At 38.8% G+C, this 21,025-nt stretch carries 18 protein-coding genes; 9 read left to right on the forward strand and 9 right to left on the reverse strand.

The window, feature by feature from the left end; all coding sequences use genetic code 11:
* The 5 genes from fabF to NXH67_RS01915 are packed head-to-tail and all read right to left on the reverse strand — an operon-like array spanning nucleotide 1 to nucleotide 4,229.
* Nucleotides 1-1,242, reverse strand: a complete 1,242-nt coding sequence (gene fabF, locus NXH67_RS01895) for a beta-ketoacyl-ACP synthase II (protein ID WP_272796180.1) — start codon at nucleotides 1,240-1,242, stop codon at nucleotides 1-3.
* A complete protein-coding gene (fabG, locus tag NXH67_RS01900; RefSeq protein ID WP_330676553.1) occupies nucleotides 1,235-1,978 on the reverse strand; it encodes a 3-oxoacyl-[acyl-carrier-protein] reductase in 744 nt (247 codons plus the stop codon). Before fabG ends, fabF begins: the two co-directional genes overlap by 8 nt.
* 24 nt (nucleotides 1,979-2,002) lie before the next feature.
* Entirely contained in the window at nucleotides 2,003-2,935 is a 933-nt protein-coding gene (locus tag NXH67_RS01905) for an ACP S-malonyltransferase (protein WP_026668670.1), read from the reverse strand.
* Nucleotides 2,936-2,946: 11 nt separating this feature from the next.
* The gene (fabK, locus tag NXH67_RS01910) at nucleotides 2,947-3,876 is read right to left on the reverse strand and encodes an enoyl-[acyl-carrier-protein] reductase FabK (protein WP_272796181.1); all 930 of its coding nucleotides are present in this window, start codon (nucleotides 3,874-3,876) and stop codon (nucleotides 2,947-2,949) included.
* Between the two features lie 41 nt (nucleotides 3,877-3,917).
* Nucleotides 3,918-4,229: an acyl carrier protein gene (locus NXH67_RS01915; RefSeq protein WP_081644299.1), complete on the reverse strand. Its 312-nt coding sequence runs from the start codon at nucleotides 4,227-4,229 to the stop codon at nucleotides 3,918-3,920.
* A 198-nt stretch (nucleotides 4,230-4,427) separates the two neighbouring features.
* On the opposite strand from NXH67_RS01915, the gene NXH67_RS01920 reads away from it, so the two are divergent.
* The 3 genes from NXH67_RS01920 (at nucleotide 4,428) to NXH67_RS01930 (ending at nucleotide 7,192) form a co-directional block, all read left to right on the forward strand.
* Complete coding sequence (locus NXH67_RS01920; RefSeq protein ID WP_272796182.1) at nucleotides 4,428-5,276, forward strand: MerR family transcriptional regulator; 849 nt, start codon at nucleotides 4,428-4,430, stop codon at nucleotides 5,274-5,276.
* 87 nt (nucleotides 5,277-5,363) lie between these two features.
* On the forward strand, nucleotides 5,364-6,722 hold the full coding sequence (locus NXH67_RS01925; RefSeq protein ID WP_022778347.1) for an MATE family efflux transporter: 1,359 nt from the start codon (nucleotides 5,364-5,366) through the stop codon (nucleotides 6,720-6,722).
* 185 nt (nucleotides 6,723-6,907) lie between these two features.
* Complete coding sequence (locus NXH67_RS01930; protein WP_272796183.1) at nucleotides 6,908-7,192, forward strand: HU family DNA-binding protein; 285 nt, start codon at nucleotides 6,908-6,910, stop codon at nucleotides 7,190-7,192.
* A 94-nt stretch (nucleotides 7,193-7,286) separates the two neighbouring features.
* Here NXH67_RS01930 and NXH67_RS01935 read toward each other — a convergent pair whose 3' ends face one another.
* Nucleotides 7,287-8,207, reverse strand: coding sequence for a hypothetical protein (locus NXH67_RS01935; protein ID WP_272796184.1), 921 nt, complete (start codon nucleotides 8,205-8,207; stop codon nucleotides 7,287-7,289).
* Complete coding sequence (locus NXH67_RS01940) at nucleotides 8,207-9,034, reverse strand: ParA family protein (protein WP_022778350.1); 828 nt, start codon at nucleotides 9,032-9,034, stop codon at nucleotides 8,207-8,209. The genes NXH67_RS01935 and NXH67_RS01940 overlap by 1 nt, the downstream gene beginning before the upstream one ends.
* 3,274 nt (nucleotides 9,035-12,308) lie before the next feature.
* Here NXH67_RS01940 and NXH67_RS01945 point away from each other — a divergent pair.
* Nucleotides 12,309-13,481, forward strand: coding sequence for a replication initiation protein (locus NXH67_RS01945; protein ID WP_272796188.1), 1,173 nt, complete (start codon nucleotides 12,309-12,311; stop codon nucleotides 13,479-13,481).
* A 253-nt stretch (nucleotides 13,482-13,734) separates the two neighbouring features.
* Nucleotides 13,735-15,036 (forward strand): ATP-binding protein, encoded by a 1,302-nt coding sequence (locus NXH67_RS01950; protein ID WP_272796189.1) that lies wholly within the window; start codon nucleotides 13,735-13,737, stop codon nucleotides 15,034-15,036.
* Nucleotides 15,037-15,069: 33 nt separating this feature from the next.
* On the opposite strand, the gene NXH67_RS01955 is transcribed toward NXH67_RS01950, so the two are convergent.
* Nucleotides 15,070-15,285, reverse strand: a complete 216-nt coding sequence (locus NXH67_RS01955) for a hypothetical protein (protein WP_022778353.1) — start codon at nucleotides 15,283-15,285, stop codon at nucleotides 15,070-15,072.
* 104 nt (nucleotides 15,286-15,389) lie between these two features.
* Between NXH67_RS01955 and hypA the strand changes: the two genes are divergently transcribed.
* Together hypA and larC are read left to right on the forward strand one after the other, a co-directional pair.
* Complete coding sequence (hypA, locus tag NXH67_RS01960; protein ID WP_022778354.1) at nucleotides 15,390-15,737, forward strand: hydrogenase maturation nickel metallochaperone HypA; 348 nt, start codon at nucleotides 15,390-15,392, stop codon at nucleotides 15,735-15,737.
* Between the two features lie 20 nt (nucleotides 15,738-15,757).
* Nucleotides 15,758-17,020, forward strand: a complete 1,263-nt coding sequence (gene larC, locus NXH67_RS01965; RefSeq protein ID WP_272796190.1) for a nickel pincer cofactor biosynthesis protein LarC — start codon at nucleotides 15,758-15,760, stop codon at nucleotides 17,018-17,020.
* Between the two features lie 100 nt (nucleotides 17,021-17,120).
* On the opposite strand, the gene NXH67_RS01970 is transcribed toward larC, so the two are convergent.
* A complete protein-coding gene (locus tag NXH67_RS01970) occupies nucleotides 17,121-18,356 on the reverse strand; it encodes an extracellular solute-binding protein (RefSeq protein WP_272796191.1) in 1,236 nt (411 codons plus the stop codon).
* Nucleotides 18,357-18,461: 105 nt separating this feature from the next.
* Here NXH67_RS01970 and NXH67_RS01975 point away from each other — a divergent pair, with 105 nt between their 5' ends.
* Nucleotides 18,462-19,427, forward strand: a complete 966-nt coding sequence (locus tag NXH67_RS01975) for a GTP-binding protein (protein WP_272796193.1) — start codon at nucleotides 18,462-18,464, stop codon at nucleotides 19,425-19,427.
* Between the two features lie 128 nt (nucleotides 19,428-19,555).
* Nucleotides 19,556-20,974, forward strand: a complete 1,419-nt coding sequence (locus NXH67_RS01980) for a sensor domain-containing diguanylate cyclase (protein ID WP_022778358.1) — start codon at nucleotides 19,556-19,558, stop codon at nucleotides 20,972-20,974.
* Nucleotides 20,975-21,025 lie beyond the last annotated feature (51 nt).

The following is a 21,025-nucleotide window of genomic DNA, read 5'->3' on the forward strand; positions in this document are numbered from 1 at the left end:
TTATTCCTCTGTGTATTTCCTGAATGCAATACATGCGTTATGTCCACCAAAGCCAAGTGATGTGCTGATAGCATATTCGATATCTGCCTCCACAGCCTCATTAGGCGTATAATCAAGGTCACACTCCTCATCCTTTTCCTTGTAGTTGATGGTTGGAGGGATTATTCCGTCCTTGAGAGCAAGAACAGAAGCAATTGCCTCTACCGCACCTGTTGCTCCCATCATATGGCCGGTCATGGATTTGGTTGAGCTAACATGAATATCATATGCTTTTTTACCAAAAACAGCCTTGATTGCCTTGGTCTCCATTGCATCATTTAAATGTGTTCCTGTACCGTGGGCATTGATGTAGATCTCGTTGTCATCGCTTATTCCCGCTTCTTTTACGGTATTCTTGATCGCTCTAATTGCGCCGTCTCCTTCAGGATCAGGAGCTGTTATATGATATGCATCAGCGGTATTTCCATAGCCGACAACCTCTGCAAGGATCTTGGCGCCGCGCTTCTTGGCGCGCTCATACTCCTCAAGAATGAGGATTCCCGCACCTTCACCCATTACAAAGCCGCCGCTTCTCTTATCGAAGGGAAGGCTTCCTTCATCGGGATTCTCTGCAAGATTAAGGGCCTGGCAGTTTACAAATCCGGCCATGGCCAACTCATTTATCGAAGCTTCGCTACCACCTGCTATTATTGCATCCGCATAACCGTGCTTGATTGCTCTGTAGGCCTCACCAATTGTGTGGGTTGATGTGGCACAGGCCGTAACCACCGGAAGTGTAGGTCCCTTAGCCCCGAACTTGATCGAAACTGCGCCTGCCGCCATATTACTGATCATCATGGGAACAAAGAAAGGAGACACCATCTCAGGTCCTTTTTCAGCCAGCTTGTTGGTCTCTCTGATGGTTGTGTTAATACCGCCTATTCCTGAGCCTATATACACACCAAAACGCTCTTTATCCAGGTCTGATTCGAGAATCCCACTCTGCTCAACTGCCTGCTTGGCTGCTCCCATGGCATATTGCATGAACAGATCTGATTTTCTGATCTCCTGCATGGTGTCATAACAGGATTTGGGTTCGAACCCCTTAACCTCCGCATCAAGACTTACCTTAAGCCTTGATGCATCAAAACGGCCGATTTTATCAATTCCGCAGACACCGTTTTTAAGATTATTCCAAAAAGTATCCAAATCATTTCCAACAGGGGTAATTACTCCCATGCCGGTTACAACTACTCTACACATACATTCCTCCGTCAACTTTGATCACTTCTCCTGTTATGTAAGATGAATTGTCGCTTCCCAGGAAAAGCGCCAGATTAGCCACATCTTCGGGTTTTCCCAGCCTTGCGATTGCGAGGGATTTTTTTAACTCTTCCTGAATATTCTCCGGGAGCTTCTCAGTCATCTGAGTCTCGATATATCCCGGTGCAATAGCATTACACCTGATATTTCTTCTTCCGTATTCCTTGGCAACAGACTTGGTAAAGCCTACAATTCCCGCCTTGGAAGCGGCATAATTGGTCTGTCCTTTATTTCCCATAAGTCCAACGACGGAACTGATATTTACGATATTTCCGCTTCTCTGCCTTATGAAATTTCTGATAAATGCCCTTGTCATATACATGGTTCCCTTGAGATTCACGTTAATAACATCGTCAATATCCATTATTCCCAGGCTTGGAAGAAGGTTATCTCTTGTTATTCCGGCATTATTTACCAGAATATCCACTTTACCGAAATCCGCCATGATTTCCTCTGCAACCGAAGCAACCTGCTCTGCATCAGAAATATCGCAGGTATAGAGCCTTACGGTTCTTCCGGTCTGTTCCAGCTCCATAACGACGCTTTTTGCTTCATCGGTAACACGTGTTGCTATAATAGCCAGGTCAGCTCCGTTTTCTGCGAATTTACCGGCAATTGCCTGACCTATTCCTCTTGTTCCGCCGGTAATTACCGCGACTTTCCCTTCTAAGATCATATATCCACCTCTTTCCCTATAGTCTTAAGCTCCTGCAAGAGCCTCTTTGACCTTCATAAGGGATTCCATATCACTTACGTTATAAATCTTTGCCTCCGGGGCGATTCTTTTTACAAAACCTGACAGAGTCTTACCGGGGCCGCACTCGATAAAGGTGTCGATTCCGTCCTTTACCATGTTTCTGATGGTTTCTTCCCATCTGACGCTGTTAGATGCCTGAAGTGCCAGTGTTTCAGCTATTTCCTCTTCTTCCGAAGGGTAAGGAGTACCTGTCATATTGGCATAGAGCGGTATTTCAGTGCTATTTATGTTATATAACTTCTTTTCCTTCAAGACGCTGCGTACTTCCTCGGAAGCGCCGCCCATATATGGTGTGTGAAAAGGGCCTGATGTGGCCAGCTCGACGTATCTCACCTTTTTTTCGGATAAGATTTCCATCAGATGTTTCATTTCATTCTTTTTGCCGGAAACCACGATCTGTCCCGGACAATTATAATTAACGGGATATACGCCCGTTTCCTCACAGACTTTTTCAAGCTCCTCTTTGTCCATGCGAAGAACAGCTATCATGACGCCCTCATGCTCAGTTGCGGCTTTATTCATTGCCTTTCCTCTGGTGCATACAAGCTTAAAGGCATCCTCTTTTGACATAGCGCCTGTTATTGCAAGTCCTGCGACCTCACCCAGTGAGAAGCCTGCGGCTGCGTCAGGATTAATTCCCTCGTTCTTTAATGCCATAGCACTGGCCATATCCGCGAGAAAGACGCAGGGCTGTGTATTTTCTGTCTGCTTAAGTTCCTCTTCAGTGCCAGAAATTATCTGAGCAAGAGTTCCCGGCCTTATAGCCTCTGCAACTCCGAAAAAGTCATGTACTTCTTTGATGTTTTCAAAAAATTCCCTGGCCATACCCGGATACTGACTCCCCTGTCCGGCCATTAAAAACGCTATTTTTCCCATACTTCCTCCCGTCATGCCCCCATAAGTGCGAGGGCATCTCTGCATATACCGGTGATGATCTCTTCACAGGTATTCTCACTGTTTACAAGGCCTGCTATCTGTCCGCACATACAAGATCCTGTTTTCACATCTCCTTCAATTGCGGCTCTTCTGAGAGCACCTGCTCCCATTTTTTCGAGAACTTCTGCCGGTGTAGTGCTATCTGACTCCATTTCATTAAAATCACGTGTCATTCTGTTTTTCAGTGCCCTGACAGGATGACCGAGCCTTTTTCCTGTAACGATGGTATCTCTGTCCTTGGCCTTCAGAACCTTTTCCTTGTAATTGGGATGAACATTGCACTCCCTGGCTGTAAGAAATCTTGTACCCATCTGCACAGCCTTGGCTCCCAACATAAATGCAGCTGCCATTCCTCTTCCGTCGGCAATTCCGCCCGCTGCAATGACAGGTATATTTACAGCATCTACAACCTGTGGAACAAGTGCCATTGTTGTGGTTTCACCGACATGTCCGCCGGATTCACAACCTTCTGCTATTATTGCGCTGGCGCCCATTCTCTCGGTCATTACCGCAAGAGGTACACTCGCTACTACGCATATAACAGTCACTCCTGCGTTTTTGAGTTTCTCCATATACTTGGCAGGGTTGCCTGCTCCGGTCGTGACAACTTTAATTTTTTCTTCGCAGACCACTTCCACCGCCTCTTCGATAAAAGGACTCATAAGCATAAGATTTACACCAAATGGCTTATCTGTAAGAGCCTTTGCTTTTTTGATCTGCTCTCTCAGCTGCTCCCCATTGGAATTCATTGCCGCTATAAGCCCAAGACCGCCGGCATTTGAAACTGCAGCTGCCAGTTCCGCATCAGCTATCCAGGCCATTCCGCCCTGGATAACCGGGTACTCGACACCAAGCAGCTCACAAATCGGATTTTTTTCCATTTTTGCTCCTCCGAATATGTAATATCGTCTGTTATGAGATATTACTGCTTCTCAATCAGCTCAACCAGTTTGTCGATTGTTGTGATCTCCTGTGAAAGCTCAATCTTGCAATCGAGCTCCTCCTGCATCTGCATAACAAGCTCCATGATATCCAGTGAATCCAGTCCGATATCTGTAAAAGTTGCGCTTGAACTGATCTCTGACTCCTCCTTGTCAAGATACTCTGCAATGATTCTGATGATTGTTCCCTTTACGTCTTTCATTTTTTCATTCTCCTTTTCTTTTTTTGAATTCATTTTTAAGTATTCCCTTTTTGTACACCTTACATTCCCTTTTAGGTAACCGATGTACATTTGGCCTTGATTTCGTACTTTTCTTTGCTACAATAAACTTGGGGGTTACCCCCAGGTCAATACATTTTATTCAATTATTTTTTTTCGCCAAAAAACAGCTTTAAAATCGGCTCAAAATTTGGCCTGTTTTAGGCGCGAAAAATACTTTTTTGAATTGTTTATCGTTAAATAATCAAAAATCAAAATTTAGGGGCAAATATGGACAAAAATGATTATTCGGGTAATGAACTCGATTATTCACTCAGCGTTGGTCAATTCGCCAAGCTCTGTGAGACCACAAGAGACACTTTGAGATATTATTATGAGCAGGATATTCTCGTTCCAAGGATTGATCCAGAAAACGGATATCATTATTATTCCGCTTCTCAGATCAGCTCATTCTTTTTTATCACAACCATGAGACAGGCCGGCTGCTCAATCAAAGAAATCAAAAATATTATTCATAATTCCACCAAGGACAGCCTGACAAGAATGGTTAATTCCAAAATTACCGATATGCAGCGGGAATTATATTTAATAAATAAAAAAATCAGTTCCCTGCACCTTGCAATGTGGATCCTCGGAAAATATGATTCAGACAGCACCGGAATTCCCATGCTGGATCAGATTCCGGAAATAAGCATAACTCAGACGCTAATTTCCAATAAGGGCGGAGCTTTCCATACCGCTGACATAGCCTCAGATATATCCGTGCACCTGCGGCATACCTCCGGAGAAGGTGCCCTGTCCAATTTTCCAACCGGTGTAACTATTTCTTACGAAGATCTTTTAGATAAAAAATATGTTTACAACAGTATCGTAAGTTTATCGCTGCTTCCCGCAGACGACCTTCAAAGTAAGCCAATCCCCAGCACCAGGGCTGTAATATGTTATCACGGCAACTCAGAAATAAATATTGAAAAATCCTATGAAAAAATAACAGATTTTATTCAAAAGAATAAATTAAAAGCCTGTTCCGACTTGTATTCAATCAGCCTTTTTAATTTATACAGCAAAGAAAAAACCCATAAATATTTCAAATATTTATTTATCTGTGTTGAACCATAATAATTCATAAAAAGGTCTTATGTTTATATTTTTAATCTGTTATACTGTGTACTTTGTAAAAGAGAAATAGAGAGTAAAGGAATTATCATGAACACAAAAGAGAACAAGATGGGCGTTATGCCCGTAAAGCAGCTGATCATCAGCATGTCACTTCCAATGATGCTCTCAATGCTTGTGCAGGCTCTGTACAACATTGTTGACAGTATTTTCGTAGCCCAGATCGGCGAAGGCGAATATGCTCTTACTGCCGTAACACTGGCCTTCCCTATGCAGAATCTTATGATTGCCCTGAGCTCCGGTACCGGCGTCGGCATCAATGCACTCCTTTCAAGATCCCTTGGTGCAAAAGATTTTGACAAATCGGATTCCGCCGCCAATAACGGTCTGCTCCTGACATTTTTTAATTACATCGTATTTTTGATCATCGGAATATTTTTTGCCGGCAGATTTATCAACACTCAGACTACGAATCCTGTGATCAGGGAATACGGCGCAGAATACCTCGGAATCATCTGTTGCTGCTCACTTGCACTGTTTTTCCAGATGACATTTGAGAGACTTCTTCAGTCAACCGGAAAGACCATATACAGTATGATTTCTCAGGGAACAGGCGCTATTATTAACATTATTTTTGATCCGCTTCTGATTTTCGGAATCGGCCCCTTCCCCGAACTTGGAGTTGCGGGTGCTGCTTACGCCACAGTATTCGGACAGTTTGTTGGCTGTAGCATCGGAATATTCTGCAATCTGAAGTTCAACAAAGAGATCAACTTTGCATTCAAAAAGATCATCACACCTGATTTATCAACCATCAAAGATATCTATTTTGTTGGTATACCCTCGATTTTGATGATGTCAATCGGCTCCGTAATGACCTATTTGATGAACCTGATACTCGGTACCTTCTCATCAACCGCAACTGCTGTATTTGGCGTATATTTCAAGCTTCAGAGCTTCTTCTTTATGCCTGTATTCGGTCTTAACAACGGACTTATACCTGTTCTTGCATATAATTACGGCGCAAGAAATAAAGAGCGTATTAAAGAAGCCCTTAAGTTCGCTCTCATCCTTGCATTATCAATTATGTGTGTCGGAACAGTATGTTTCCTTGCTATTCCCGAGACTCTGCTGCATATGTTCAATGCATCGGAAGATATGGTAAAAATCGGTATTCCCGCCCTTCGTACTATTTGCTTATCCTTCCCTCTTGCAGGCATATGTATAGCCATGGGATCTATATTCCAGGCCTTTTCCAAGAGTTTTTACTCACTGATCATCTCAGTAGGCCGTCAGCTCGTGGTTCTTATCCCCGCATCATGGCTTTTATCCAAGACAGGAGTACTTAATAATGTCTGGTTTGCCTTCCCTATTGCTGAATTGGCATCCCTGGTACTTTCAAGCTTCTATTTCCGTAAGCTTTACAAATCTACAGTTTCAACCATGTGATGTCATCTGTTTTTCGGTAGAATAATTTATAAAAAGTATTGAATTAAGCGGTTTTTAAGTATTATGCACTAAAAACCGCTATAATTTTTGGCATTTTTACGAACCAAACGTCTTGTATCATGCATAAAATGGGTGTAAAATTTTTTTTGTAGTTGAAAACACTCTATTTGAGGGAGGTAAAATCCATGAATAAGACAGAACTTGTTGATGCTATCGCAAAAGAGACCGGTCTTTCCAAGAAGGACTCCGAGAAGGCTGTTAAGGCTTTCACAGACACTGTTTCTAAGGAGCTTAAGAAGAAAGGCAAAGTTCAGCTTGTAGGCTTTGGTACATTCGAGACCGCTAAGAGAGCAGCCAGAACAGGAAAGAACCCTCAGACCGGCGCCAGCATCAAGATTCCTGCAGCTACAGTTCCTAAATTCAAGGCTGGTAAGGCCCTTAAGGACGCTGTTAACGGCAAGAAGAAATAATTCAAATATGCTATATAAAAAGCCTTGAGGCATATGCCTCAAGGCTTTTTTGCTGTATCTGATCACTATTATATCTATACTCTGAAAGATGCTCTTACTGTCTTCCTCTGAGTCTTTCTTCCAGTTCCTTATGAGCCTGATAGATATCCATATTCTTGAGCATATCCTGCTCGATAAGGCTTCTGATATACTTTGTGGCTGACATATTGGCTGCTTTAGCCATATGTTCTACATAGTCCCTGTATCCCCTGATATCAAGAAGAAGGAATTTGTCCTTCTCATATCTGCTGCTCTTTTCGCCGGAATTAGCTGCAGCTCTGCCTCTTCTTGCAGGCTGAGCCGGAGTCTGAACACTCTGCTGGTATGCTGCATATTGATTGTACTGAGGCTGTACAACAGGCTGGTTCATATACTGAGGAACCTGCTGCGGCACAGGCTGTGAATACTGGAGCTGCTGAGTATATGCAATAGTCTGCTCCTGAGGCTGCACGTACGTTGGAACAGGCTGACTGACAGGCTGATTAACCGGTGCAGTCACTGGCTGATTCATGGGTTGATTCATATATGCGGGAGCCTGCTCTGTGACCTTCTGGAGCATATCCTGCGTATTTGGCTGCTGAACATATTGAGAAGGCTGTGGCTCCTCGACAAATACTGGCTCTTTAGGCTGTGGAACAACCGGCTCAGCGACCTGTTTTTCGTTGACTAATTCGGTTGACGAAGGAGTAACGCTTGATATCTTATCATTTTCAGATTCAACTGTTTCCTGCGCAGCTACTGGCTTTTCAGCTTCTTTCTTAACCGTTTCTTTAACCTCAGGCTTTGGCGCTTCTGCTTTTTTTGTGGGAGCCTTTTCTTTTGTCTCCTTAGACTCTTCTTTTGCTTCTTCTTTTGCCTTTTCAGGAGCTTTTTTGTCTTCAGTTTCAGATGCTGCGCTAAGCGGCTTCATACCCTGAAATAGTCCCGTTCCTGTCTTCCTGGCGCCCTGTTTCAACATACTCGCTTTACTGGCCATTACTCATCCCCTCCTAAATACTCATCAATAAAGTCATCATAGTCTCTTGCTGCCTGAGATCCGCCTGCATATGAGAACAGATCCATCTTCATTGTCTGTGCCTCTTCTACCGATACATTAAGCCTGATCTTTGAGTCAAATACCTTTGTTCCCAGAAGTTCTGCCTTCTCTTCTATATCACCGATCCAAATCTTTGAATTTGAGGTATTTCTAACCTTTGTTACCAGGATTCCTGCTACTTTGAGCTTATCATTGGTGAAATCATGAATCTGGTCAATGAACTTGTAGAGTCTTGATAATCCCTGAAGTGAGTATGCACCGGGCTCCAGGGGAATAATAACTTCATCTGCCACAGTAAGGATGTTCATAAGAACCACACCTAGGGCCGGACTGCAGTCAAATACGCAGAAATCATACTCTTTCTTGATCTTCTTGAAGGCGTTCTTGATAAGTCTCTCTCTTGCCACCATATTAAAGGTCATATCAGCAGATGCCAGGTCAATTCCGCCAATAATCAGGTCCAGATTCTCCTGAATAGGAATAATCGCCTTATTTATGTCCTTATCGCCGCTCATTACTTCAAAAAGCTTGGCAGGTACATTATCGTAAAAGTATTTCTGTTCATCTTCAGTAAGTGACTCTATATCCTCAGGATCCGGATCAATCTCATTAAGGTCGATTCCTGCTGTCATTGAGAGGTTTTCCTGTGGATCTGCGTCTACAACCAGTACTTTGTACCCCCTTTTTGCCAGGCCTACAGCCATGGCATAACTGGATGTAGTCTTAGCTACACCACCCTTCTGATTACTGAAAGCAATAATACGCATATCTCCTCCTATAAAACATATATATCTTATTTATTTTCACTTTTTCCCTGAATTATTATATCCTTATTTTTATTTACTTTCAATATGTAATATCGAATATATTTTAAAAATAATATATATAACATATTTAATTCATTTAATAATCATATAAGATATACATGTTATATATGTAAACAACTTTAAATATTATTCTTAAATAAATTATATATCACAAATAACTTAAATAGAATCACATTATATAATCTATGTACTACATAAGTTATATAATGTGTATATAATCATATCTATATCTTATATAAATAATATAATACTACATTATTTGTATGATATAGCTATTAAATATGTTATATATGTAATCTATATTATATTATCTCAAAATTATTATTTATGATATATATGTATTATTATATCTATATACAAAATATATTAATAATGTTATATATACTAAATACATGTGTAATTTTGTTTTGATATATATAACTTATATGTTTTATATTCCCATTTTCTATATAACATCTTTTTCTGGATTTGATCCTGAAGCAATCTAAAGCAGCAATGTTATATATATTATATAGCTATATCCCAGCATCATTTTAATAGCTTTCTGCTGTAGAAAGCCAGGTATAGTAGCCTTATGTTCTTTTATATCTTAAACGCCCAAGCATTATTAATTATATATGTTATATATGTATTTCAAATCAGCAACCTTTCTGATATGGGCCCAATGTCGCCAGAATGTTATATATCTTCTATATTAAATATATTTTGTATGATTTGTTAGTTTTTCAAATTTGAGCTCATATATCATATATATTATATATCATATACATTTATTATATTCTCTAAATATATATCATATATATCTAAAATAATTGTTATATATAAATAATATATACATGTTATGTATCTTATATTTATTACCATATTTATGTTATATATATTATGTGTACGCAATTATGTATATATGTTATATATTTATTATGCGTCTATATTATATATCTTTTATTTCTTATGTATTTTTTATATCTAATGTATTTTCAATATCTTATATATCAAATATAGCAATCATTTATAATATATATTTTATTTATCTCAATTAATACAAATATATAAAATAATCTCTATATTTAATATATTATATATTTTATAATTAATATAAATATTGAATAGTAAATGAATATTTGATATAATTGATATGTATTAATTAGAATATTTACGTTTTATATATTATTTATACTTTATATTTTATATGTAATCATTTTCATTTAAACATAGAAAACAAACAATTCCCACCTGGAAACGCAGATTACCAGAATCAGATCTGAAAACCGGAAGTGAACAGGCCTTAACATCATGAAAATATTAATATTGATCAAGTTTTGTAGCGATATTAATCATTATTTGATGTATTAAGTTTTAATTATAGTTTTGGTGCAATTGATGGGATGATGCCATTGAAAAAAGAATAAATAATTTAAGTAAAAATTTATAAATTTCAATATCAGAATGTTGCAAGACTCAATTATATATAAAATGCTGAAATTATCAATTATATAGTATTTGGATGCAAATTTATTACATATTTTTGCATTTTTTCTTTCAATTTTAATAAATATGTATCACAAATATGATATAATAGCATATGTAATATTCCTGCAATTTACAAGGTTTTCGTTGTTTATTAAGTTTCGATTGAATAATTCTAGATATTTTCAGTTTATAAACTTTATATTTTCTTAACTATTGACTGTCTTGGTCAGTTATGAGATTTAAACGGTCAATATAACATATTATTTGTCTTTATATATTGCAAGTAAAAAATGAATGTTATCAAATAAATAGCCATATAATATAATACCTGTAATCAAAAACTATATTTAGCATCCAAGGTAATAGTCTAAATAATTTCATCTTATTAAATCTATAATTAATTTTATGTTTGTCTTGCAATCATTCATTATTCAAAATTGTAAATCATGATTTAATTTATTAAATTCAAGTCATTTTGTTGTTTTTATGGTATTCAAAAAGTTGAATTTGATCTTATATTTTAATTTCTTTCATTTTTTTCTTTTTTTAATCTTTTATTTTTCAATTTACATCGTTATTATTTCATAATAGGCATTTAATTAAAAATATTGATAATCTATCTATACAAGCATTTATTTTCTTATAGATGATTGTTATGATCCAAATGATATTCTTTTGAATACCTGGTTTGACAGCCTGTAGTTTGTTTAATTTTATTAATAAACTACAATTCATTTATTAATTAGAACTTCAGGTATTACAGACCAGCTCTGGATTTGATGCTTTTAAGGTGACTTAAATGGGGTTAAAAAGAGAAATAAAAGGGATTAAAAGGTTATAGTTTCTGGGATATAAGGTGATATAAAAGGGAATAAATCATACTGCGATAAAAGTGCAGTAAAAAGGTTCCAAAAGCGTATAAAAAGGGATAAAAGGTGACTAAAAAGGGAAATGCAATTTTAATAAAACTTCTTAGTGACAAAAGCTTCATAACCCCAGTAAACATGCGCTTTCCAATAAACAATAACATAATATAGGTGACTGAAAAGGGAATATAATGGTGCATAAAAAGGGAATAGTATATGCCTGGTACTGTCATCCAGGAAAGTAACAGGTTGAAAAAGTCTCTCAATATGATAAAGGTGAACAAAAAGGGAATACATGAAATCCCTTTTTGTTCACCTTTTTAGAATTAAAGTCCCCAAAAGAGGAGATAAGTACACCGGTGACCTGAATAATATAGAAATTCGATCTATTCAATGGTTTAAAAGCACTTATTGGATGAAAGTATTTGAAGTTTTCGAGGGGATAAAACAACGAATTACGCTGCAATATAGAGCTAAATGCACGGAAATGAATAAATATCAGTGGAAAAAGTTAAGGTTTTAGATATTAGGAGAATAAAATAGGTGTTAAAGGTGAACAATAAGGGAATAATATATACCATAGTAGTCAATTCAAATTGGTCAATGGTATACAAAAAGGGAGCCCCTATCTGTATAGGTGCATAAAAAGGGAAATAATTGCGTTGACCGAAAAGGTTTACTTGAAATAGTGGAATGATGCAGTGAAACCCACTAAATATGGGAAATTTTGCTTGAAAGTGACAATAAAAGGAATATAATAATTAATAAGGTTTACAAAAAGGGAATGTTATCTAATGAATTATATTCAATGGTGACTGGAAAAGGAAGATTCTATCGTCCCTTTAGGTGTACAAAAAAGGAATAGTATTGGGGGAGATATGCAAAAAGAAGAAAAAGAACAGCTCATTGTCAGTCACAAGACCTATAATAAATCAAATGAATTGATCAATGCAATGGGAAAGGGCACAGCCCTTTCCCAGAAGCTATTTGCTATTGGTATGCAGCATATAGAAATAGATGATACCAATAACGTAGTGGCCACTATTTACGGCCCGGAGCTTCGCAAGATGTTTAAGTCAAGTTCTGGTTCACTATATGAGCACATCGAGGCGTTGTGCGATCGCCAGGTTAAAGGATCAACCATTTTTGACTGGAATCTTCTTATGAAGGACAAGGAAAACGGCAAAATAGAGGCTCATCAGGTGGTAACCGATGCATCCTTCAAAAATGGCACTCTTACATTAAGATATAACAATTCACTTACTGATAAGATAGTCAATCTGAAGAAAGGTTACACAGTCCTTAGTTTATCCGAGACTCTCAGTCTTAAGAGCGTATATTCCTTAAGGCTATATGAGATGCTTCTTTCAGCTTATGACCGTAAGGCTTATATCACCAAAGAGGACGGCGTTCAGGTATTTGATTATGATCTGACAGAGCTCAAGCTTGATCTGGGAGTCATCAATTCCGGTGGTAGCAAGGAGATCAAGAACGAACTGGCCAAGGATTACCCCGATTATGACAAAATTGAGGAAATTGCCGAGAAACTGGGGCAGACCAAGTACAAGGAATACAAGATATTTAACCGTAATGTACTAAGTAAGACCAAGGAAGAGCTCAACAAAAAGACATGCCTCGAAGTAGATTATGATCCAATAAAAAGCGGCAGAAAGACCGTAGGAATCAGATTCTTTGTAAATAAAAAAGGTGTTGCTGTTACCAAAGAGAAGGCTACACCTGCTAATAAGGATGAGATTTTTGATGAAATAATCCAGCTTTTGATGGGGGATTTCAAGGTTAAGGAAATCCGGGAAATAGCCGAGATTGCTGAGTATGACATTGAGAAAATCAGAAAAGCATATGAATATATGCAGTCTTACAACAAAGAAATTGAGGTTCCGATTGCCTTTATGAAGGAATGCATCAAGAATGAGTACTACCTGAACAAGGCTAAACCCAAGAAACCCGGTAGCAATAACTCATTTATGAACTTTGAACAGCGCACGGATTATGATTTTGAAGCGCTGGAGAAAATGCTTGTTGATAATTAAGAGATTAGGGATATCCTATATATGTTATATAACATATATAGGATATTTTGTATATTCACAAATGACAAAAATGTAGATTTTATCGGGCTTTATAATATTGCAATATAAATTTGATATTTTATATTTGTTATATATCTTATATTTAGTATTGAATCAAAATCATCGCAAAAATAATAACAAATTCAACTGAAAATGCAGTAGAGAAAAAACAAAAAGTCTGAAATAATAAAAGGTAAAGCGGTCGGAGGTGCATATGGAAAGGATTGTAGCCAAACTTTTAATATACGGAGATCTTCCTAAGGATTCGATACTTCTTAATCTTTCAACAGTCTGTAGGGATCTTCACAGCAATAATTATAACAAAGAGGAGCTTATATCAAGGGTATACAAGGAGGTAAAAAAGCTTCTGGTTCTTGGAACAAGCTGCGCATTTGACAAGAATCTATGGCATAATTATCTGACTTATCTTCTTATCATGGACGAGAACCCGTTTAGTCTTACCTGTGAGAAGGTGGGAAGTAAGGATGGCAGTGTCAATCATTTTGCCAAAAATGATTTTCACGCTTACCGTGAATTGTTTAATTATGACTTTTCAGAGCTTGAGGAGAAGCTTGGCATAGACTGTTTTTCCTGTATAACGGATTACAGGTCAATAGACAAGCCGGAGCTAATGTACAACTCCAACGTCAGTGAAAAAGTCCGTGGGCTAAGCGAGTTGTTGGAAAAAACCACCTCGGATGAAGAGTTTTTTGACTGTATCACTGATTTTTACAAGAGAATAGGTGTCGGCTCCTTTGGTCTTAACAAGGCCTTCAGGATCAGGGAGTGTACAAGTGGCGAAGTTGAGTTCACGCCCATCAATAATATGGACAAAGTGGTCTTAAATGACCTTGTAGGGTACGAAATTCAGAAGAAAAAGCTAATAGACAATACGAAAGCCTTTGTGGCAGGGAAAAAGGCAAATAACGTCCTTTTATTTGGCGATAGCGGCACAGGTAAATCTACCAGCATCAAGGCAATCGTAAATGAGTTCTATGGCGACGGCCTTAGAATGATAGAGATATACAAGTATCAGTTCAGACTCCTGTCACAGCTGATTGCTCAGCTAAAAAACAGGAATTATAAGTTTATTATTTACATGGATGATCTGTCTTTTGAGGAAGATGAATCTGACTATAAATTCCTCAAGGCTGTAATTGAGGGCGGTGTGGAGACAAAGCCCGATAATATCCTCATTTATGCAACCTCCAACAGGAGACATCTTATCAAAGAGACCTGGAGAGACAGAAGAGATGTGGAGCAGGATGGTGATATTCATCGATCTGACACAATGGAAGAGAAATTGTCCCTTGCCAATAGATTTGGTGTAACAATAGGCTATTACAAGCCATCAAGACAGGAATTTTATGACATTGTCACGGAACTGGCTGCAAGGCACGATATCACCATGGAGAAAGAAGAGCTGCTTAGAGCAGCGGACAGATGGGAGCTCAATCACGGAGGAATATCCGGAAGATGCGCCCAGCAGTTTATCAATTATATTTTGGGACAATAAAAAAGCATACGACAACACGCGTTATCATATGCTTTAAGGATTCCATTTTAAATTGGGACAGTCATAGGCGCAGCCCTGAAGGCTCTCGTTCCTGACTTCGCAAGAGGCATTTCTGCAGTCGCGGCACCTGAAGGTATAGTGGTAAGAATACCGTATTTTACAGGCTTTACAGCAGAAGGGCATATTACTGTTTCTGGCGGTAAATGTTCTGCCGCAGCCCATACATTGTTTAACAAGATTGTGGGACATAGGCCACCTCCTTATATAATAATTATTTACTAAATATACGCAGAATCAATTAAATTGCGATAAAATGATGATAAAATAAAAAATATAGAGCTATAGAGGTTTGTATGCACGAAATGAGTTACCTGGTAAGAGTGATATCTCTTGCTGCTGAAATCGCCGAAGAAAACGGTGCAAAGAAAGTCAAAAAAATAGTGGTGGATGTAGGAAAAACCAGTGGTGTAATGCCTTATTACATGTATAAATATTACCCTGAAGCATCCAAAGGAACCATTCTTGAAGGCGCAGAGCTTGTTTGCGAAGAGATACCGGTAAAGGCTTTCTGTGAGGAATGCAGCAATGAGTATTATCCTGTGAAAGAAAACAGGTATTTATGCCCTCATTGCGGCGGCAGAAAGGCCAGGATAATCGAAGGAAGAGATGTAGCTCTCAGAAACGTAGAAATTGAGGATTGATACAAAAAAACGGAGGACTTATGAAGACTCTATATCTTGAATGCAAGATGGGTATTGCCGGAGATATGCTTACAGCTGCACTTATGGGCCTTTTTGATGAAACGGATGATATTTTAATCGAATTGAATTCCCTTGGAATCCCTAAGGTACAATATTGCCTGGAAGAATCAAAAAAGTGCGGTATTATCGGAAAACATATGTCAGTGCTGGTTGATGGTGCCGAAGAAGAACCCGGTATTAATCCGCATGAGGAGCATCATGAAAACGCCCATGGGCATGATCATGGGCACAGCGGAGGAAATGCACATGATCATGAGCATATTCATGAGAGTGCTCATGAACACAGGTCTCTGTACGATATAGAGGAAATAATAGAGAGTCTTCAGACCTGCAAGGAAATCAAGAGCGATATCAGGGAAGTGTATGAACTTCTGGCAGAAGCAGAGAGTGAAGTTCACGGTGTTCCTGTGTCTGAGATACATTTCCACGAAGTGGGGAATCTTGATGCTATAGCAGATATAGTAGCTGTTTGTTATTTAATGCATAAATTGGATCCCGATAAGGTTATAGTATCCCCTATTAACGTCGGAGGCGGCAAGGTTAAGACCGCCCATGGAATTCTTCCTGTTCCTGCGCCTGCAACAGCGCTACTTTTAAGGGGAATTCCATCATATCAGAGCGATATAGAATCAGAGCTCTGTACACCTACAGGGGCAGCACTTGTGAAGTATTTTGCCTTTGATTTTGCCAATCAGCCTGTAATGTCGATTGAAAAAATCGGTTATGGCATGGGCAAAAAGGATTTTTCTCAAGCTAATTGTCTCAGGGCTGTTATGGGTGACACAATGGAAGATACTGAGCAAATAGTTGAGTTATCCTGTAACGTTGATGACATGACTCCGGAAGAGATAGGATTTGCGATTGAAATGCTGTTTGAGGGCGGAGCGGTAGAAGTTTATACAACATCCATAGGCATGAAGAAGGGGCGCCCGGGAACAGTTATAACCTGCATGTGCAGATTGGATGAGCGCGAGAAGATGCTGGGACTTATATTCAAGCATACAACAACAATCGGAGTACGAGAGAATATATGTAACAGATACGTCTTATCCAGAGAAATTAAGAAGATAGAAACAGCCTACGGTGAGGTAAGGGTTAAGAGATCATATGGGCATGATGTAAGCCGTGAAAAGCTTGAATATGACGATATTTCAGGTATTGCAAGGCGTACGGGCAAATCAATCTTTGAACTGAAAAAAGAGATGAAAGAAGACCTTAAGTAGGCCAATATGAACATAATAAATAACAGGCGCTGTATTATACGATGCAGCGCCTGTATTTTTTATATCGAGTAGATATATTTTTTATATAATACATTAAAACCTATTTATTGGCCAACAGGCTTATTTCTTCCTGGGACTTTTTAATGGTCTCATTCACTGTCTGTTCACCGTTTATGCAGCTTACAAGCTCTTTTCCGAATACTTCTTCAATCTGTGACCATTTAGTGGTTCTTGGACGTACTCTTGAGTTGTTGGTTCCGCTGTAAATAGCCTCGAAATAAGGATATTTGGCTAATACTTCCGGATCCCGAAATACACTTTTTCTTGTGGGAATCCCACCGGATTCAAGTGATTTTCGCTGAACTTCCTCGCTTGTGAGATAGATTGCAAGTTCCAAGGCAAGTTCCTTATTTTTGGAATTTGCAGTAACTCCAAGGAGCCAGTTACCGATCTCGCCGGTAGCAAGAGCCTCGGAGGAGGCAATTCTTTTTCCGGGAATCTGAGCAATTTCTGCTGCGGTTCCGTTACCTGAAATAAACCAGGAAGGCCATCCCAGAGCCAATGCACCTTCACCGGAAGTGATTGAATTAACCAGATCATCTTTGTCCTGATTTGCGCCGGTGGCAAGCAGCTTACAATAGAATTCCAAGGCATCGCGACTTTCCTGTGAATCGAGAATTACATTATTGTTGGAGTCGAAGATATCTCCTCCAAATGCCCACAGAATCGGGAGAAAATCGGATACTATAGGGTTTCCTGACTGTCCTCTGATCACGTAACCTTTTTTGCCTGTATCATTTGCTTCCTGGCATATTTTGAGTATGCTGTTCCAATTTGTCAGATCTGCATTGGTGTCTACAAGGTTTTTATTGTAGAATAACAACTGTACATTACCTGAAAAAGGTAATGAGTAAGTGGCGCCGAGAGGATATGGATCTTTGCCGAGAAGCCTTGATTTTTCAACGAAATCTTCATCATCCGCATATCCGAGGGATGTTAGATTGCATAGCAGGCCTTTTTCTATGTATTCCGGCATAAGGGGGTCATCGATCATAATTATGTCATAGGCAGCTACTTCGTTTGATGAATCCGAAATTGCCTGGGTTCTGATATCATCGGCCGACATTGAGAATACTTTTACTGTGCATCCGTGCTCTTTTTCGAATTCACCCTTCACAGAATTTAGGACATCAGTAAAAGAACCGTCTCTGGCGGCTATCGTTATGGAAATATCAGCGTTTGCAGGAGTATTATTCTGTTCACTGCCGCAGCCGAATACTGATGCGGTCATAGCAACTGCCAACAGCACCGATGCAGCTTTCTTGGACAATTTCATGTGAATACCTCCATGTGGTTATTCAAGTTCATATTACCATATAGCGATATGTTATGTATGAAAATAAAATAATTTTAAGATTAAAATATAATCAAAAAACAATAGATGAAGCAGAGGAGAACAATGATTAAGCTAGATTTGATTACAGGATTTCTTGGCTCAGGGAAGACTACTTTTATTAAAAAATATGCCGGATATCTTCTGAACCGGGGAGAGAGAATATGTATTATCGAGAATGATTTCGGAGCAATCAACGTGGATATGGTGATGCTAAAGGACCTGGAGGGAGAACGCTGCAACCTTGAGATGATAGTTGGAGGTGACGGCCAGGAAGCGCACAGAAGGCGGCTTAAGACCAAACTTATCGCCATGGCTATGCAGGGTTATGACAGAATAATCATTGAGCCTTCGGGCATTTTTGACCCTGATGAATTTTTTGACCTTGTCTATGAGGAACCCTTGGATAGATGGTACGAAATAGGAAATGTTATCTGTATCGTAGATCCGACCCTTGATAAAAATATTTCCGACAGTTCAAAATATATTCTTGCAACCGAAGCAGCAGTATCTGGTGTTATTTTATTCAGCAAAATTAATTTTTGCAGTGAAGAAGACATCAAATCATCTGAAAAATTCCTCAAAAAAACGATGGAAGATTTCGGATGTCTAAGAGAAAATCAGAAATTTAGTCTGATTGCACTCGATTGGGACAGCCTTGCAGAATCAGACTATAAGCATATAGTTAAAAGTGGATATAATAAAGTTAGTTACACTAAACTGCCAATTTTGGACAGTGATAAATTCGATACCGTATTTTATTTTGATTTTGAAATGAGCGAAAAAAATCTTCGGGAAAACATACAAAAAATCTTTTTGGATTCTGAATGCGGATATGTTCACCGGATTAAGGGAATAGTCAAAAATGAAGATCGATCTTTTTATGAAATCAATGCAAACCGAAAAAATATCACCTCCAAAACAGTTACTGCTGAGAGGTCTATACTAATTGTTATAGGAGAGCACCTTAAAAAGGAGAAATTATCGGCATATTTAGGTGATGCGACCCTGTGAAAACACAAGATGTCTGAATATTTTCAAGATTTTGTCTGAAAAGCCTTATAAATCGTGCATTTCTGCGAAATTGTAGTATAATAATCTCTAGGCGGCTGTTAACTTTCGTTTTTTATGGGAGAGATGCTATGAATGAGGGGATTGGAGACGGAAAGATAGGATACTCATCAGAGGCCAATTTTGCACCAAATGATATTCTGTACATGCTTAGGGATCTGCCTGATGCATGTTGCATTTTCAAGGTTTTAACGGATCCTTTCGGAACAGTTAAGGATATGCTGTTTTTATTTGCCAATGAAAAATATGCTGCAATGTGCGGCAAACCTATAGCGGAACTGATTGGCAATACATTCTATAAGACTGTCAACAATTTGGATGAGGACTGGATCAAATTCAGTTACCAGGCAGCCATATTGAGGCAGTCATCTATTAATCGAACATACAATACCATGATGGACAAATGGTATGAATTCTGGGCTGTACCCGTTTATCAGAAGGGCTTTTGCGCATTCATTATCCATGACGTTACAGCTGCAAAAAGGGATGAGGATAACAAAGTCTTTGCTACTAATACCAGTAATGTCATTATTGACTGCGCCAAGGAGCTTACAAGCTCGGATTTTAACAGAGGCGTTAAGCGCATGCTGCGCAAACTGGGACAGACAATAGAGGCAGACAGGGTTTATATTGCTGAACTGAAGGATAGAGCAATAAGCGATATCCATGAGTGGGTAAGCAATACAAGTACCAGGGATCTTCCTACCCTGAAATATTTTGAGAAATATGATATTCCAATGATGTGGGATAAGCAGCTTCAGGGCAAAAATGTTGTTATGGTAAATGACACCGGTTATTTAATTGATGTGAATGAGCCGGTATATCATGACATTCTCGCCGGCAGAGTCTCCAGATATATGATAGCGGTGCTTAAGGACAAAAATGATGTGATCGGGTACCTTGTGGCTGACAACTATTCCATTAACAATCTGCAGATCAATGTTGCTGAGGTATTCGAATCTGTGGCACTTTTCCTTTCTGCGGAGATGCGTAATCATACTTTGACAAGGGAGCTTATGTATCTTGGTAGTCACGATGCCCTTACAGGTCTTGGCAACCGGTATGCACTGAATCAGGCTCTGATGCTTCTATCCGGTATGACAACAAGCATTGGTGTGTGCTATTCGGATATAAACGGTCTGAAGGCGATTAACGATGAATTCGGCCATCTTCATGGTGATGAGGTAATTAAGAATACCGCAGCAATATTTGCCGGTATTTTCAAGAAAAAATACTGTTACAGAATAGGCGGAGATGAATTTGTCGCCATTGTTCCCGAGATCGACGAGGTAAAATTTAACGCTCTTGTACAAAAGCTTGAGAGCAAAACCAAGAAACTTACCGTTGCCATAGGTCATGTCTGGACAAATGATTCAAGCGAGATAAACAAAGCTGTTCAGGCAGCTGATGAAAACATGTATAGCAGCAAGGTTGAATATTATGAGAGTCATGAGCGAAGACAGCAGAAAAAAGGATTAAAAACCAAGTGATATCATAATCGCAAAGTATTTGTAAGATAAAAATAAAGGCTATCGCATCAA

This window comes from Butyrivibrio sp. DSM 10294 (assembly GCF_028539135.1).
In the GTDB taxonomy this organism is placed as follows: Bacteria; Bacillota; Clostridia; order Lachnospirales; family Lachnospiraceae; genus Butyrivibrio.